This window comes from Nostoc sp. MS1 (assembly GCF_019976755.1).
Classification (GTDB): Bacteria; Cyanobacteriota; Cyanobacteriia; order Cyanobacteriales; family Nostocaceae; genus Trichormus.
Genome location: NZ_AP023441.1, coordinates 4,928,990 through 4,945,723, shown reverse-complemented (window position 1 = coordinate 4,945,723; position 16,734 = coordinate 4,928,990). Strand labels below are relative to the sequence as shown.

Here is a 16,734-nt window from a genome sequence, read left to right as displayed (position 1 = left end):
GGATATTCCATAGAATAAGCTATTGATAATAATTCTTATTGATATCTAAAAAACATTTAGTCTGTTGCTGTATCCCATTTCAGATAAAAGCTGAATATATTTCCGGTCTGTTCACTCTAAAATTCTACTGAGGAAGATAATTATTTGACTTGATATTTATCAAGTGTCATTTTAAGATGACTAGGTTAGTGAGAATAGGTAGCAATAGGCTATGACATTTTCCGGCTATAATGTCGAGCAGCGTTCTAAAGAAGTTAAGGCTCTCAAAACTGTTTTGACTTACAGTTTGATTGGCTCAATGGCTCTACACGTTGGTGTGCTGGCTTTAGGTATTGGTAATTTTTTGGCAAGAGTGCCGCAAGAGCAAGAAGAACCGATAGAAATAGCGATCGTTGATCCTGTAACTGCGGAAGTAGAAAAACCACCCGAAGAGGTTGTGAAAGAACTGAAAACAGATAATAGCACGGGAAGTAGTGGCGGTGGTGGCGGTGGCTCTAGTAGTGAAATTTCCATTGCACCACAGCCAAAAATCACCAACCAGTCACGTCCAGTTCCAAAGGTCGTAGAAAACTTCAAAACGCCTCAAGTTCAACAACAGCCGCAAAAAACTACAGTCCCTATTGAGAAAGCAGAACCAGTTAATAAGCTTTCACAGGAAATTGCTACCGAACCACAAGCACCTACAAAGTCAACAATTGTTAATCCCTCTACCAATCAAAGTAATAACAACTTAAGAGAATTATTAAGTGGACTAAGAAATTCTCAAAGCACTCAAGCGAATGTGGGTAATGGAAATAGTTCTAGTTTACCTATAGGTAATGGTAACGGAACGGGTAATGGCATTGGCAATGGAACGGGTAACGGCATCGGTAACGGAATGGGTAATGGCACAGGTAATGGTAATGGTAACGGAACGGGTAATGGTAATGGCAACGGCAACTCTTCAACAGTAGCAACAGCACCGACACTACCAAAAATCCCTACTGAACCGAACAATAGTAATAGATCAATAAATGGTCGTGCCGCTTGTCGTGAGTGTAATGCTAGATATCCAGAAGCTGCAAGAAAACGAGGTATTGAAGGTAGGGTAGAAGTAGCTGTTGATACTGACGCAGAAGGTAATGTTACTAATGTTAGGGTTGCCCGTTCTAGCGGTAATAGGGAACTAGACGAAGAAACCTTAAGACAAGCACGTAATTGGAAATTAAAACCAGCAGAGGGTGGTAGACAAGGTGTTGCGATCGCCACTGAATTTGCCTTACAAGGTTCAAGAAGACATCGCCAAGTCCAGGAACAGAAAAAACGGAGAGAAACTGAAGCCAGAACCCAGCAGACAGCTGCCACTAATACAGATGCTCCCGAAGAAACCCGCAGACGTAAGCGTTCTATAACTACCACTGATGGAAATATTCCCGCTCAAACCTCCAGTGAAACCAGAGTCAGACGCACAAGCGAATCTACAGCAGAAACACCTCGTCAACCATCGACAAACACAAACACAACCTCATCAGTAACTAGAACTAGCACTACTAGAGAAACTTTGCGTCGCCTTCGCCGGGAATCAACAACTGATAATTCTGCACAGCAAACATCACAAAATACAAACCGACGAAGACGCAGAGAAAATAATACATCTGCTAGTCAAAACAAGCTAAGAGCAACTTTGCGGAATTTACGTCAACCCACCCAATCAGAATCCGCAACGCCGCCAGTAAATACTGCGCCTACAACTCAAGAATAAATATAAGAACCTAATTCGATTTTGGAAAAAATATCAATGTATATCTATAGGGTGAGCAATGCTCACCTTATTTTTTAATGCCGGGATTTACGCACTAAGGTTGTCTGTTGAGACATAGTGTAGAGGTGTACCTTACGACAAAACGTCTCTACGAAATGCTACCGCGAACGTCTATATCGGCAGTGATTGATTTTTATCGAAATATCTTGCTATGAACAAGGAACCTTTTATTTTATTGAGTGGTCTAATTTGTAAAGCAGACAATGTTCACTAGGAATTGAAAGAATTGAACATTGTCTATGACCTAATAATTAAAAATTAACTAACATTATTATACTTCATAAGTTATAGGCTTATTATTTATAGCCTATAACTTATGGAATACTATTATTTTTTGAACTATTTTTAAACTAAAAAAACATTTTTTTGCATAAAAGTGGAACTAAAGATTCTAAAAAATGTCTAGGTAAGTAACAAGAAAAACAAAGAATTGAGTAGGCAAATAAAATATATGTTTAATGTAAATCGTTGGCAATCTGGCGCTGCGGCACTCATGGCTTTGAGCATTACAACCGGAACTATAGCTCCTTTTTTAATAGCTTCTCCATCTTTTGCTCAGACTACTTTTTCCGATGTTTCGTCCAACTATTGGGCTGCACAATTTATTCAACAATTGTCACAACGAGGCGTAATTGCAGGCTTCCCTGATGGTTCATTCCGTCCAGAAGAACCAGTAACTCGCGCTCAATTTGCCGCAATGGTCAATAAGGCTTTTCAGAAAGCACCACAAAGGCAAGCAATCAGATTCGTTGATGTACCGGGTAACTATTGGGCATCCACAGCTATTCAACAAGCCTATACGATTGGTTTCCTCTCAGGATATCCAGGCAACCGCTTTGAGCCTAATCAAGCTATTCCCCGTCAGCAGGTTTTAGTTTCCCTCGCCAATGGTCTGGAATATGCTCCTAATGGTAATGTTGAAAGCACTCTACAATACTTTAACGATGCGAATAACATTGCTAGCTATGCGCGTAGTCCCATAGCCGCCGCCACAGAGCAAAAAATTGTGGTGAATTATCCCAACGTCAACTTTTTGAATCCGACACAAACAGCCACAAGAGCGCAAGTAGCAGCTTTTATCTATCAAGCATTAGTCAGTTCTAATCAAGCCTCAGCTATTACCTCACCCTATATTGTCGCAGCTCAACCTACCACTCCTGGAACACCGACAGCTATCACTATCCCCCAAGGAACTGTAATTCCAGTCAAGTATGAAAATGCTAAGAAAATTCTAGTAACGAAGGATGAAACAGCGCCTTTAACACTCACAGTAGATCAAAATGTAGTTACCCAAGGGGGTACTGTAGTGATTCCGGCTGGTAGTCAGGTAATTGGTCAACTCAAACCAGCTCAAGGTGGTTCACAATTTGTAGCTCAAAAACTGGTTTTAACTACAGGTCAAGAGTATCAACTGAATGCTACTTCTGAAGTTATCAATAAAACAGAAACAGTCAAAAAGGGTACTAGCACTGGTGCGATTATTAGAAACACCGTTTTAGGTGCAGGTGCGGCGGCGGCGGTTTCTGCGGTGACAGGCGATCGCGCGATCGCGACTGAAGAAGTTTTAGGCGGCGCAGCTATAGGCGGATTAATTGGCTTGTTCTTTGGCAAAAATAGTGTTGACTTAATCGCTATCGACCCCAACACCGACTTACAAATGACCATCAACGAAAATCTATTGGTGTCGTTGAGATAGTCTTTCAACAGTTAACAATACCCCCCTATTCAAACCTCTCGCCTACTGGCTGAGAGGTTTTATTCTCTAATTTGCAAACCAGCTTTTACTAAATCAAAATTTTCAGGGAAATGAGTATTGCGATCGCAATCCGCTTTTTCTAATTTCGCCCCTTGTAGGTTAGCTTGGCGGAGATTTGCAGACATTAACAGCGCACCTCGCAAATCCGCATCTTGCAAATCTGCTTGACTCAAATCGGCATAACTTAAGTCAGTTCCTCGCAGGTTAGCTCCTTTGAGGTTAGCTGTACTTAAGTCGGCATAGCTAAGATCACAACCTTTGAGATTCGTATCTTGTAAATTCGCGTTACCCAGTTCGGCACGGCTAAAATCACGCCTTCCCGTAGTGTACAGATCGATAAGTGTAGCTACTGTACTAATGGGCTGTTGATAATTGACTTCAGACATAAAACAGCCTCACAAATTTTCTTGTCGGTATACGGTTTTGTTAAGCCACATAAGTTCATCATAGAACTGATGCTCAATCCTGCCAGAAGCAGCATTTGCTTTGATTGTCTTGCAAAATGGTAATTATTTGCAAGTATTGTTGCTGGTATAATATGATTTTTATGAAAAATTAATACAAATAAAATCTAGAAATTTTTTGCTTCTAGGCTGTTGTAATCAATATGACAATTAAATCTTGAAAACAGGTGCTAGAGGACGCATTAACTCATAATAATGAAAAAAGATATTTCTTTAATTTCTTATGCCTGTATTCTTAAAAGTAACGCTAAAAAACGAAGCTAAACCATGATTCCCAAAAATCAGCCTCGATTCAATAGCAAACACAAACTATTATTTATTGGTTTTATAATTACTATCCTGATAATTTTGACACGACAATTTAATATTCAGGCACTTTTCCAAACATTAATTTTGTGGGTACAAAGTCTTGGGATTTTAGGGCCGATTGCCTACATGATTATCTACAACTTGGCAACCTTGTTATTTATTCCCGGTTCTCTACTCACCCTCAAAGGAGGTTGCTTATTTGGTGTATTTTGGGGTTCAATTTATGTGTTGATAGCGGCTACTGTTGGCGCTACCTTAGCCTTTCTCATTGGGCGCTATCTATCACGCGATTGGGTAGTGCAGCAGATAGAAAAATATCCAAAATTTAAAGCGATTGATCAAGCTGTGGCAAAGGAAGGATGGAAAATTGTTTTATTGACTCGGCTTTCTCCTGTCTTTCCTTTTAACTTATTAAATTACGCTTTTGGTATTACCCAAATATCTTTAAAAGATTATCTGTTAGGCTCCTTGGGAATTGTGCCAGGAACTATCATGTATGTTTACATCGGTTCTCTGGTTGGAAATTTAGCCCTAACTAACACAAATCATCAACCAGTTACACCAGAAACGCAAATGTGGCAATGGATAATGCAAGGGTTGGGATTGATAGCAACTGTGGGTGTAACTGTATATATTACTAAAATTGCTCAAAAGGCTTTAAGTCAAAGTGTGGAGGGCAGAAGATGATGAGGCAAAATCAGTTTTTGAGATTATTTACTATAACATTAGTGTTAGCGATCGCCTTCCTAACTAATCAAGCATCAGCATTCGCTAGTCCCAATTCTGTTAGTCCCCAAGGTGTTTTACGTGATGCGTTGCAATGGATTGATGGATTAGGAAGCGTAGGAGCGATCGCCTTTATAGCACTATATATAATTGCTACAGTCGCTTTTTTACCAGGGTCAATCCTCACTTTAGGATCTGGTGTTGTCTTTGGTGTAGTTTGGGGTTCTATTTACGTTTTTGTCGGTGCAACCATTGGTGCTACGGCTGCATTTTTGGTAGGACGGTATTTAGCTAGAGGTTGGGTAGCGAAAAAAATTGCCGACAACAATAAATTTGCGGCTATAGACCAAGCTGTTAGTAAAGAAGGCTTAAAAATAGTCTTATTAACCAGACTATCTCCTGTATTTCCTTTCAATTTATTAAATTACGCCTTTGGAATTACTGGAGTTTCACTTAAAGATTATGTTATCGGCTCTGTAGGCATGATTCCTGGAACTATCATGTACGTTTATATTGGTTCCTTAGCCGGGAATCTAGCCATGATTGGTACAGACTCACAACCAAGCAATCCCACCCTGCAATGGGCAATTCGGCTTCTTGGTTTTATCGCTACGGTGATTGTAACAGTATATGTAACTCGAATTGCGCAGAAAGCTTTAGAAAAAGAAGTGCTGTAAAATCGTCAGTTTTTAAGATGAAGAGGGAATTTTGAACAATTGCACTTTTTAACTTGTTATAAGTGGGGGCATACAGATAGATACACGCCCCCAAGTGATATTAATATCTAGTCCTTAATTACCAATTACGCCAACCACCTGTATTAGTGGTTTCGCTGGTGTATTTCTGTCCATGATTTTGTAGTAATAATTGGTATTCTTGACTACTTGCCCAACGGTCGATCTCCCGCGCACGTAAAACAGGTACAGGGTGGGTTAATTGGGCTGTACGGGCAGCTTTGACCATTTCGCCCATTTCTGTTTTACTAATATCATCGTAGGCGCGAGCCTGGGCAATGAAAGCGTCGAGATTGAGTTGTGGTGCTAGGGTGGGTGAACCGCCAGCCAACTTCATCAACACAGACATTACCACCTTTGGGTTTTGGGTAGCTAGCAAAGCAGCGCGATCGCAGGTAAACTCAGCACAACGTACCCATTCTAAAAGTTGTGCCTGAATAGCTTGGGCAACGACAGCTCCAATATTCGGCACGGCTGATGCTGCCAATACTAATAAATTTACAGGTGTTAAATAAACACTATGGTCACACTTGAGATGTCCCAATTCGTGGGCAATTACTGCCTGGATTTCTTCTGGCGTGAGAATATCGATTAAAGAAGTGTGTATCACAACAAAAGGCTGCTTACCCCGCATAGCAAAGGTATAAGCATTAGGAGCGGGATGCTGTCTGACATATAACTGAGGAGGCTCTATATCTAGAGTATTGCAGGCTTCTAACAACAATTTGTGTAAATGAGGCAGTTGGTTTTCCCCTACCAATACACTAGAAGCAATATTTTCCACATAAAAAACTTGCTCGGCCATTGGCCCTAGTAAATTTCGCACCAACATATCCAAGCCTGGTATTTGCTTTAGAGATGTAGTTGCTTCCAGGTCTAATGGATGACGAAACGAGTCAGCTTTTAAACCGATGAGCGGAGATTGGAACAAGGACATGATCTAGCCAGCTGGAAAAACAAATATCAACAGCCTCCCACAGTTAGTATAACGATTGGCAAGGGGAGAGATGAGGGCGTGGGAGAAGTAGGGGGAGATGGGGAAGTAGGGGGAGATGGGGGAGAGACATTAAGAAGAAACGTCTCCCTCATCCCCCTCATCTCCTCTAAGTAGAAACTGATGCTGACGCAGTATTGTTACTTGCGGCTACTTCAGCATCTGCTGCAACTTCACTTACGCGGGAGATTTTAGCTCCCAACTGCTGTAGCTTTACATCAAGTTGATCGTAGCCGCGATCAAGATGATGTAAGCCTTTGATGGTGGTTTTGCCTGTGGCTGCTAGTCCGGCAATGACTAAGGCGGCTGATGCGCGTAAGTCTGTACCAATAACTGGCGCACCGGATAACATGGGGACTCCACGCACAAAGGCAGTGTTGCCTTTAACGCGAATATCTGCCCCTAAGCGATTTAGCTCGGAGGCGTGACGTAAGCGGTTTTCAAAGACTGATTCATTGATAATGCTGTCGCCTTCTGCCAAAGTCAGCAAAGCCATAAATGGCGCTTGCATATCCGTGGGAAACCCAGGATGGGGCAAAGTATCAATGTCTGTGGCTCTGAGGGTTTCTGCTGGCAGTATGCGTAAGCAATCTGGCGCTTCTTCGATAATTGGTACACCAATATCCCGCAGTTTGGCAATTACAGGAATTAGATGGTCTGGTACTACTGGCGACAGTATAAGTTCTGAGCGGGTAACTGCTCCCGCAACTAAGAAAGTTCCTGCCTCAATGCGGTCAGGGATAATACTGTAATCAACCGAGTGTAGTTTAGGAACACCAACAATCGTAATGGTACTAGTGCCAGCACCTTGAATGTTCGCTCCCATTGCCTTACAGAAGTTAGCCAAATCAACTACTTCTGGTTCCCGCGCCGCGTTTTCAAGTACTGTTTCCCCATCGGCAAGGGTAGCAGCCATCATTAAAGTTTCTGTAGCCCCCACACTGGGGGTATCTAGATAAATCTTGGCTCCTTTTAACCTGCCACTGCTGCCAGGAACATAAGCATTACAAATACCATGTTCAATTTGTACCTCTGCTCCCATTGCTTGCAGCCCTCTGACATGCAAGTCAACAGGTCTGGCTCCAATTGCACAACCCCCAGGTAATGGCATTTGTGCCACGCCTAAACGGGCCAAAATTGCGCCTATGGCGAAGAAACTAGCTCGCAGTTGAGTTACTAATTCGTAGGGAGCTTTTGATGTTTTAATTTCGCTGGCGTTGATATCGAGAGTATCGCCTTGTCGTTGCAGGCGTACACCCAATGCCGAGATTACCTCAGCCATGCGTTCTACGTCCGCCAATAAGGGAACGTTGCGAATCCGACAATCTCCTGAACATAGTAAGGCTCCAGCCATGATGACCAATGCTGAATTTTTTGCCCCACTAATTTTTACATGACCCCGTAAAGAATGCCCGCCCCAAATTTGCAAGACTGAGGAGTCTGCTTCTGATACCAGTTTGGCATCTGGTAAGCTGCTAGAAGGATTGATAAGCCTACCTCCAAAATAAACACGTAATTTTTTAGGTTAGAAGTTGGTTTTGATTCTACAGTAAAGATTTCATTTGTCTACCTTTTTGTAGTTATATCTTGTACTGCTAAATCATTTTTCTGGTTGGTGTCGATGACTGAAATCTAATGATAGTCAGGTTTATAGGGTTTAACTAATATTAGCAATGACTTAACGCCAAGTATTATTTTGATGTAAGAATAAATACTCAAGAAAAATCACGTTATGTTTCCTCACTACTTGCAATTCAGTCATCAGCAATTTATCCACTCATGAATAATGCCCAATTTTTGACCGCTAATTCATCATGACTCAATAAATTGAGAGTGGGGAGTGTGTTCAAGGTTAGGGGGTTAAGCAAGGGACAGTTTAGGCGGTAAAATACACTACTGTTGTCAGCCCACAAAAATAAGCAAGGCAGATACGGCGAAGAACTCAAAGGGTGTGGGAAGCAAAATGCCAACACGACGCAACTTTAAAAACAGTGTCCTCGATTGTTGCTTAAGTTGTTTTCGCTGTGGATTTTTAGCAATCGATAGTTTTTTCCCTGAGCCGTGGCACATCTTGACTTCACAACTCTATGTATCTCAAATCACTCTCTCTACTGCCTGATTTTTAATTCCCTACCCTTGAAAGCTACTCCCTATTTTCCTGGTTCTTGGACAAAGAACAACGGAACTAGGGCAACTAAGCGTAAGCCTGTAGATAGGATGAAGACGGCGAATAAACCTCCGTATTGAGGAAATTGAGCAATAATACTGCCTATGGTTGTGCCTAAAGCGCCACTGGCTCCAGCTACAGCAGAGGCGATCGCAAAATAAATTGACTGGTTTTTAATTGGGGCAATACTTAACTGGATATTGTTATTACATAAATCTACTGCTGCCCATAGTCCACCGAGCAGAAGATGTAGTAAAGGAAACCATATCCAAACGCCCCAAGTATCAGCACCAATTCCTAACCAGAGTAATGGTGTTAGTGCTACTAAAATGCCGATAATAATTAAAATACGTTGATTGCCTATTTTATCTGCTAACTTACCCCACAAAATTAACATGAGCAAATTTGCTCCAGCTTGGAGGCTACCGTAAAGCGTTACCCAACTTACATCTAGGTTGAGGGTGTCTAGCATGTAAAGATTAAAGAAGGGGGAGCTAATGTTGACAGCTAACATCCAGCAACCGAAATAAAACAGAAACATTAAAAAGTTAGAGTTTTTCCAAATGCTGGGTGACTCATTTTGTGGTGGAGTAATTTCGCTTGTGGTAGTTGGTTCGGCTATATGACTAACTTTAGTTGTTTGCGGGGGTTGAGCGATGGCGTTCCGCCCAGCGTAGCTGATCGCATTTTGCAATTGAGGATTTACATCCACTTTGAAGTATTGACACCCCAAACTCAAAAACCCAAATAAAATACTGATTAAAAGTACAATTCCAAAACCTTGGATAGTTCCACCGTACCAGTGAGAGACAAGCAAGCCAGCTAAGGGTACACAAATCAAATTAGTTAAACTAGCTGCGCTATTACGCAATCCGAAATACCTACCGCGTAAACGCCGAGGTACAATCATAGCTAACCAGCTTAACCAAGATGGGCTTCCTAAACCTCCCAATAAATTGGTGAGTAATAAAATTGATAATGTCAATATTTTTAACTGTTGAGAACTGAAGCTCCCCCAGTTGAATAAAATCACTCCAATAAATAAAATCAGCCACAAGAACCGAGCAGTGCCAAAAATCCACATAGAATATTGAAAACGGCTGGTGGTACGCTCAGATAAGTAAGCACCCAAAGGCTGAATCAAATTCACCAGCATAGGGATAGAAGATAACATCCCAAATACTACTGGGTTAGCATCTAACTCTATTAAGAAATTACTCAGCAAAATGCCACTTGTACCCAAAGAATAGACTGTGGCGAATACAGAATCTATAGTTGATGCTTTTAAACTTGTGCGTATTACATCCTTGGGAATGCGAAGACTTGGTTTAGTGGTGAGGGTAAGTGTTGCTTCTGGTGGAGTAATGGGGAGAATTTCCGAAGTCAGAGGAGTTGCAGTCTCAATAGATACATAATCCATAATTGTATAAGTGACTCAGCCTATTACAAGCAGCCATATTTTCCCAAGCATAAGTCGTATTTTTACTTATACTGTGGTGTCTGAGCATGACCCCAAGGAAATAATTACAGGCATCCCCTAGCTATATATTATGGGTGGGGAGATGAGGGAGTAGAGGGAGATGGGGGAGAGTAACAACTGTCAACTGTCAACTGCAATGTTAGATTCTGCCAACTTTAGGGAACAATGCTGTTTATGCTTGCAATTCCTTGGCTGAAGATAACGGCATGAAAGCGCCAATTTTTCGACAAACAAGACTTATAAAATTATGTATTGGATTGTGCTGTGTTTTTTGTGTTTTACTAACACTCATGCCAGTCTTCGCTAATATATCGCCTTCAATTGACACGCTAAAACAGCAAAAGCAACAGATTCAGCAAGAACACCAAAATATTGTACAAGAAAGCGATCGCCTGACGAATCTCCAAAAAGCGGCACAAAATCGTCTTACTGGTATTGCTCAAAACTTACAAACTACTAATAGCCAAATCAAAGATAGTGAATTACGCTTACAGCAAGCTTCCCAACGTCTGCAACAGCTAGAGGCAAACTTAGCTGTTACACAACGGGCTTACGAAGAACGTCAAGTAGCAACTGTAGCAAGGTTGCGTTATCTTCAGCGATCGCCTGTTAGTCAAGGATGGGCTGTTTTGCTACAAAGCCGAGATATTAGTGATTTTATCAGCCGTCGTCATCAGTTGAAGTTAGTTTATCAGGCTGATCAGAAGATTTTGGCGAAACTCAGTGCGCAAGCAGACATAATCTATAAACAAAAGACAGAGGTAGAAGAACAAAAGAACGAAATTGCTTTGCTTCGGGAACAACTACTAGCACAAAAAGCAGATTACCAAACTCAAGCACAAACTCAGTCAGAATTGATACAGCGTTTAAATAGCGATCGCCTCGCCTTAGAAGCTGCACAAAATCAGCTAGAAAGGGATTCCAAAAGTTTAGAAACTTTGATTCAGCAAAAGATAGCCGAAGCCAAAGCAACAGAAGAAGCGCAAACAAAAGCCAACATTAGAACTAACGTTCTCATGAAGGGAACAGGCTTGTTTGCCTTACCTAGCGATGCACCGACAAGTAGTCCCTTCGGTTGGCGGATACATCCCATTCTGGGTTATCGGCGCTTTCATGCTGGGTTAGATTTTGCCGCTAGTTATGGCAGTACAATTAGGGCTGCGGATTCAGGAACAGTAATTATGGCTGGCTGGTATGGGGGTTATGGTAAAGCTGTAATTATTGATCACGGCAATGGCATCACTACACTTTACGGCCATACTAGTCAATTGTATGTATCCGAGGGGCAATCAGTACAAAAAGGACAGGCGATCGCGGCTGTCGGTTCCACTGGCTTATCTACCGGGCCACACCTCCATTTTGAAGTACGACGCAACGGTACACCAGTCAACCCAGCCGATTATCTGTAGCCTAAAATGTTCTAAGGTATGATATAATTTTCCAAGACGAGGGCGCGTAGCTCAGTGGATAGAGCAACAGATTCCGGTTCTGTGGGTCGGGGGTTCAAATCCCTCCGCGCTCGTTATTTATAATATACGTATGTTGCCCTAATATTTTAGTATGGCATAAGTACCATAGACTAATGACCAATAACTATTAAGAGACAGCTTCCAAAGTTGAGTGTGGGGATAAATGATGCCAACCCATGACACGGTTCCGTCCAGACTTTTTAGCTGCGAGTAAACATTGATCGGCACGATGTAACAGGCTCATACCTTGTTCGTCATCATCATCTTCCAAACTAGCAACACCTAAGCTGATTGTGATATCTATTGTCAGCTTACTATTGATACCAAAGGGCTGCTCACCTACTATCCGCTTGAGGCGTTCTCCTACTATCAGCGCCTCCTCACCAGTGGTATGAGCCAAAAGGACAATAAACTCCTCACCCCCGTAACGAAACGCGGTGTCTTGAGAACGTAAGTTATGACGCAGACGTGTACACAACAATTGCAACAAGCGATCGCCTACTAAATGTCCATACTGATCATTGACTCTTTTGAAATAATCTATATCCAAAATCACCATGCTCAGGGGAGTGTGTTGATTCCTAGCTTTGGTAATTTGTCTAGGTAGCTCCCAATCTAAGGCACGGCGATTATTCAAATCTGTCAACGAATCCGCTAGAGCGATCGCTGATAAGATATGGTTTTTCTCAAGCAAATCCCGGTACTTTTGGGCTTTACGTAAACCTACCGTTAATTGTCCTAACATCAGATGATGGGTAGCTATCTCTTCTGCTTCCCCTTGCCAAATATACGCATCTGCACCTTGATTAAGCGCTGCGGTTGTCATCTCCAATTCCCAGTTCCAGCCGTTTTGATTTCGCTGTACTAATTGTTGCAGACGATCTTCCACCAAAATACAGTGTATACAAGATAACTGCGTTTGTTCTTTTAACCAGCCACAAAGTTCTACACTACCATTGAGACTCGCCTGTACAAATATGACATCAGGCGATGCAGTTTGAATTTGTATTACTGCTTGGTGAAAATCCATAATTGCTACTAAATCAACAGTAGCTCTCTCATGGATCTGATCGGGAAGTTTTGTAAGAAAGTCATAACTTCCAAAGACCAGAATCTTCATGTTCATGGCTTTATTTTGCGCCTTTACTTTAATAGGGATTACTAATATTTCGCCGATTCGTGAACATATCTTCTCTGAAAACAGGAGATTTTTATATATACCGATACAGTCTTAACTTTGAATATAAATATACCTACGAATTTTAATTTACTCTTAAGATACCCCCAATGATAGATGTCAAATATATAACAATCCTTACATTTATTGAGTTTCACTTTTTATTGCGTATTTTTCAAACAGTAAAAATACTTAAAATTTTTGGTAAAATTGCCAAAATAACCGTATTTTTAAGGTATTCAAGCCAAAAAACACGTAAAATCACAATAAATTTTACGTTTTTATATCAGCCGAAATAATGGTTATACATTTTTAATAAATAGTTATAATTGTTTTACAAATGAAAAAATTAGTAGAAATACTATTTTTTTGATTAAAAATTATATAAAGCCAACTCATCTTCTCAGTATTTATTATGAATAAAATATTGTTATAGGTAATTATTAAGAATTTGATAAATTATTTGGCTGTTAGATTGTACTTGAGGAGAAGATAGGAACATTAAACGTAAATATTATTGTTATTTAAGTAAGTGAAAATTACTATTGTTTAAAACTTTTTCAATATTTGAAAATATTAATTGGTTGACGTTTTTAGCAACTTCTCACTCGCCAATTGCTACTTAACCTCAAGCACAGTAAGACGAACTGGATACAGACAGTAATTAAATATTCTTTACATGCAACCTAGTATAAACACGGTAAATAACTTATTTGCCAAGGCTGCTGGCAGCAAAAGCAAACAAAATGCAAAAATATATAAAGCTGCTTATGAAAATCCACTTAATAGACTTCCCTCTTGACGTGGCTGAATTTTTGGCATAGTTCTTTCTTGAGACATATTTTGTCAGTATTGAATATTAGGGACTGAGAACAGGAAACTAGGAATTAAATATAAACCGAACTATTTCCAGTTCTTAAAACCCCTCCCTAATACCTAATCCCTGGTTAAATTAAACTACTTTTTATTTTCCTCCCATGTCTTCAAACCCCCAGCACCTAAGCGGTAACGAAATTCGTTCTCGATTCCTCAACTTCTACGCTCAAAGGGGACACCAGATTTTACCAAGTGCGTCCCTCGTGCCAGAAGATCCAACCGTGCTGCTGACGATCGCGGGGATGCTACCATTTAAGCCAATCTTCCTGGGGCAGCGCACACCAGAATTTAAACGGGCGACAACTTCACAAAAGTGTATTCGTACCAACGATATCGAAAATGTCGGACGCACCAAACGCCACCAAACGTTCTTTGAAATGCTGGGTAACTTCAGCTTTGGTGATTATTTTAAAGAACAAGCGATCGCCTGGGGTTGGGAAATCTCCACCGAAGTTTTTGGCTTACCCAAGGAACGCTTAGTAGTCAGCGTCTTTGAGGAAGATGATGAAGCTTACGCTATTTGGCGCGATCAAATTGGTGTCACGGAAGCGAGAATCAAGCGCATGGGTGCAGATGATAACTTTTGGGTATCTGGCCCCACTGGCCCCTGTGGCCCTTGTTCGGAAATTTATTATGATTTTCACCCAGAACGGGGTGATGAGAATATAGATTTAGAAGACGATACCCGGTTTATCGAGTTCTATAACTTGGTATTCATGCAGTACAACCGCGATGCGTCGGGTAATTTGACACCACTGCAAAACAAAAACATTGATACAGGAATGGGCTTGGAGAGAATTACCCAAATTCTCCAAAAAGTGCCGAATAATTACGAAACAGACCTAATTTTCCCGATTATCGAAACAGCAGCAAAAATTGCTGGGATTGATTACCACAGCAGCGACGAGAATACCAAAGTTTCCCTAAAGGTTATCGGTGATCATGTGCGTTCTGTAGTTCACATGATTGCTGATGAAATCCGCGCCTCAAATGTGGGACGGGGTTACGTGCTGCGGCGATTAATTCGGCGGGTGGTGCGTCATGGACGCTTGATTGGGATTACTGGGGAGTTTATCACCCAGGTTGCGGAAACGGCGATCGCTCTTTCCGAGTCAGCATACCCCAACGTCCGCCAACGGGAAGCCTCAATCAAGGCGGAACTCGCACGGGAAGAAGCCAACTTCCTCAAAACCCTTGATAGGGGTGAAAAACTCCTAGCGGAAATTATCGAACAGGTGAAGAAGCAAGGGCAAACTGTAATTAGTGGTGAGAGTGCTTTCACCCTTTACGATACTTTTGGTTTTCCCCTAGAACTCACTCAAGAAATCGCTGAGGAAAATCACCTAACTGTTGATGAAGACGGCTTTAATGTCGAGATGCAAAAGCAGGTGGAACGCGCCAAAGCAGCCCACGAAACCATTGACTTAACTGTACAAGGTTCCCTCGACAAACTCGCCGAACACATCCAAGCCACCGAGTTTATAGGTTATAGCCAACCTGCGGCGACGGCGAAGGTGGAAGTTTTGTTAGTAGGTGGTGTTTCCCAAGAAGAAGCCGAAGCGGGAACAGATGTCCAAGTTGTCCTTGACAAAACGCCATTTTATGCTGAATCTGGCGGACAAATAGGCGATCGCGGTTATATCTCCGGCGATGGTATTGTCGTGCGGGTGGAAGATGTGAAGAAGGAATCGGATTTCTTTGTTCACTTCGGACGCATCGAACGGGGAACTCTGCGGGTAGGCGATAATGTCACCGCCCAAATTGATCATTCTTGTCGTCGTCGCGCCCAAGCTAACCACACCGCCACTCACCTATTACAAGCAGCGTTGAAGAAATTCGTTGATGAGGGAATATCTCAAGCTGGTTCTTTGGTTTCCTTCGACAGATTGCGCTTTGACTTTAACTGTCCCCGCGCTTTGACAGCAGAGGAAATTCAACAAGTCGAAGAACAAATTAACACCTGGATTGCGGAAGCCCACTCTGCGAAAATCGAAATATTACCCTTAGCTGAGGCTAAAGCTAGGGGCGCTGTAGCCATGTTTGGGGAGAAATATGGTGATGAAGTGCGGGTAATCGATTTCCCTGGTGTGTCGATGGAACTGTGCGGTGGTACACACGTTAGCAATACGGCGGAAATTGGCGTATTCAAGATTATTTCTGAGGCTGGCGTTGCATCTGGTGTGCGACGCATTGAAGCGGTTTCCGGCCCGGCTGTGTTGGATTACCTAAATGTAAGGGATAAAGTAGTTAAAGATTTAAGCGATCGCTTTAAAGTCAAACCAGAAGAACTACCCGAAAGAATCACCACACTGCAAAACGAACTGCGAACAGCCGAGAAGCAACTGGAGAATCTGAAATCACAACTGGCGATCGCTAAATCCGACAGCTTACTGCAAACAGCCGCAACTGTAGGCGACCATAAAATTATAGTCGCCCAGTTAGAAGGCGTTGACCCCGAATCCTTGAAAAGTGCAGCCGAACGCCTATTACAGAAAATCGGTAATGGTGCGGTGGTGCTAGGTTCCGTTCCCGAAGCTGACAAAGTGAGCTTAGTGGCAGCTTTTAGCCCAGAAGTCAACAAGAAAGGCTTACAGGCGGGTAAATTTATTGGTGCGATCGCCAAAATCTGCGGCGGTGGCGGTGGCGGTAGACCAAACCTCGCCCAAGCTGGGGGACGCGATGCTAGTAAGTTATCAGAAGCTTTGGAACAAGCACAGAGCGAGTTAAACTCTGCTTTGTCTTAAGTTTTGTTTTTTGAGGGGCGGGTATTTTACCTGCCCT

11 protein-coding genes and 1 tRNA gene are annotated in these 16,734 nt (G+C 42.0%); 7 read left to right on the top strand and 5 right to left on the bottom strand.

Annotation, left to right across the window (positions count from 1 at the left end):
* Window positions 1-211: 211 nt before the first annotated feature.
* Window positions 212-1,741, top strand: coding sequence for an energy transducer TonB (locus tag NSMS1_RS21395; protein ID WP_224086757.1), 1,530 nt, complete (start codon window positions 212-214; stop codon window positions 1,739-1,741).
* 511 nt (window positions 1,742-2,252) lie between these two features.
* Window positions 2,253-3,497, top strand: a complete 1,245-nt coding sequence (locus NSMS1_RS21390) for an S-layer homology domain-containing protein (RefSeq protein WP_224086756.1) — start codon at window positions 2,253-2,255, stop codon at window positions 3,495-3,497.
* A gap of 59 nt (window positions 3,498-3,556) precedes the next feature.
* Here NSMS1_RS21390 and NSMS1_RS21385 read toward each other — a convergent pair whose 3' ends face one another.
* On the bottom strand, window positions 3,557-3,943 hold the full coding sequence (locus NSMS1_RS21385; RefSeq protein WP_224086755.1) for a pentapeptide repeat-containing protein: 387 nt from the start codon (window positions 3,941-3,943) through the stop codon (window positions 3,557-3,559).
* 345 nt (window positions 3,944-4,288) lie between these two features.
* On the opposite strand from NSMS1_RS21385, the gene NSMS1_RS21380 reads away from it, so the two are divergent.
* The gene (locus NSMS1_RS21380; protein WP_224086754.1) at window positions 4,289-5,017 is read left to right on the top strand and encodes a TVP38/TMEM64 family protein; all 729 of its coding nucleotides are present in this window, start codon (window positions 4,289-4,291) and stop codon (window positions 5,015-5,017) included.
* Complete coding sequence (locus NSMS1_RS21375) at window positions 5,014-5,733, top strand: TVP38/TMEM64 family protein (RefSeq protein ID WP_411908641.1); 720 nt, start codon at window positions 5,014-5,016, stop codon at window positions 5,731-5,733. The genes NSMS1_RS21380 and NSMS1_RS21375 overlap by 4 nt, the downstream gene beginning before the upstream one ends.
* A gap of 118 nt (window positions 5,734-5,851) precedes the next feature.
* On the opposite strand, the gene NSMS1_RS21370 is transcribed toward NSMS1_RS21375, so the two are convergent.
* The 3 genes from NSMS1_RS21370 to NSMS1_RS21360 form a co-directional block, all read right to left on the bottom strand.
* Window positions 5,852-6,727, bottom strand: a complete 876-nt coding sequence (locus NSMS1_RS21370) for a M48 family metallopeptidase (protein WP_224086753.1) — start codon at window positions 6,725-6,727, stop codon at window positions 5,852-5,854.
* A 166-nt stretch (window positions 6,728-6,893) separates the two neighbouring features.
* Entirely contained in the window at window positions 6,894-8,273 is a 1,380-nt protein-coding gene (gene murA, locus NSMS1_RS21365) for a UDP-N-acetylglucosamine 1-carboxyvinyltransferase (RefSeq protein WP_224095299.1), read from the bottom strand.
* Between the two features lie 661 nt (window positions 8,274-8,934).
* Window positions 8,935-10,371 carry an MFS transporter gene (locus tag NSMS1_RS21360; protein WP_224086752.1) on the bottom strand — a complete coding sequence of 479 codons (1,437 nt, stop codon included), beginning with the start codon at window positions 10,369-10,371 and terminating at the stop codon, window positions 8,935-8,937.
* A gap of 266 nt (window positions 10,372-10,637) precedes the next feature.
* Between NSMS1_RS21360 and NSMS1_RS21355 the strand changes: the two genes are divergently transcribed.
* Together NSMS1_RS21355 and NSMS1_RS21350 are read left to right on the top strand one after the other, a co-directional pair.
* The gene (locus NSMS1_RS21355) at window positions 10,638-11,840 is read left to right on the top strand and encodes a murein hydrolase activator EnvC family protein (protein WP_224086751.1); all 1,203 of its coding nucleotides are present in this window, start codon (window positions 10,638-10,640) and stop codon (window positions 11,838-11,840) included.
* 40 nt (window positions 11,841-11,880) lie between these two features.
* A tRNA-Arg gene (locus NSMS1_RS21350) sits at window positions 11,881-11,953 on the top strand.
* A 74-nt stretch (window positions 11,954-12,027) separates the two neighbouring features.
* Here NSMS1_RS21350 and NSMS1_RS21345 read toward each other — a convergent pair.
* Window positions 12,028-13,026, bottom strand: coding sequence for a GGDEF domain-containing protein (locus NSMS1_RS21345; RefSeq protein WP_224086750.1), 999 nt, complete (start codon window positions 13,024-13,026; stop codon window positions 12,028-12,030).
* 1,028 nt (window positions 13,027-14,054) lie between these two features.
* On the opposite strand from NSMS1_RS21345, the gene alaS reads away from it, so the two are divergent.
* A complete protein-coding gene (gene alaS, locus NSMS1_RS21340) occupies window positions 14,055-16,697 on the top strand; it encodes an alanine--tRNA ligase (RefSeq protein WP_224086749.1) in 2,643 nt (880 codons plus the stop codon).
* The last annotated feature ends 37 nt before the right edge of the window (window positions 16,698-16,734 follow it).

Coding starts and splice junctions, on each gene's coding strand:
- NSMS1_RS21390 (WP_224086756.1), top strand. CDS start 2,253: ATGTTTAATGTAAATCGTTGGCAATCTGGCGCTGCGGCACTCATGGCT.
- NSMS1_RS21385 (WP_224086755.1), bottom strand. CDS start 3,943: ATGTCTGAAGTCAATTATCAACAGCCCATTAGTACAGTAGCTACACTT.
- NSMS1_RS21380 (WP_224086754.1), top strand. CDS start 4,289: ATGATTCCCAAAAATCAGCCTCGATTCAATAGCAAACACAAACTATTA.
- NSMS1_RS21395 (WP_224086757.1), top strand. CDS start 212: ATGACATTTTCCGGCTATAATGTCGAGCAGCGTTCTAAAGAAGTTAAG.
- NSMS1_RS21345 (WP_224086750.1), bottom strand. CDS start 13,026: ATGAACATGAAGATTCTGGTCTTTGGAAGTTATGACTTTCTTACAAAA.
- NSMS1_RS21355 (WP_224086751.1), top strand. CDS start 10,638: ATGAAAGCGCCAATTTTTCGACAAACAAGACTTATAAAATTATGTATT.
- NSMS1_RS21370 (WP_224086753.1), bottom strand. CDS start 6,727: ATGTCCTTGTTCCAATCTCCGCTCATCGGTTTAAAAGCTGACTCGTTT.
- NSMS1_RS21375 (WP_411908641.1), top strand. CDS start 5,014: ATGATGAGGCAAAATCAGTTTTTGAGATTATTTACTATAACATTAGTG.
- NSMS1_RS21360 (WP_224086752.1), bottom strand. CDS start 10,371: ATGGATTATGTATCTATTGAGACTGCAACTCCTCTGACTTCGGAAATT.
- alaS (WP_224086749.1), top strand. CDS start 14,055: ATGTCTTCAAACCCCCAGCACCTAAGCGGTAACGAAATTCGTTCTCGA.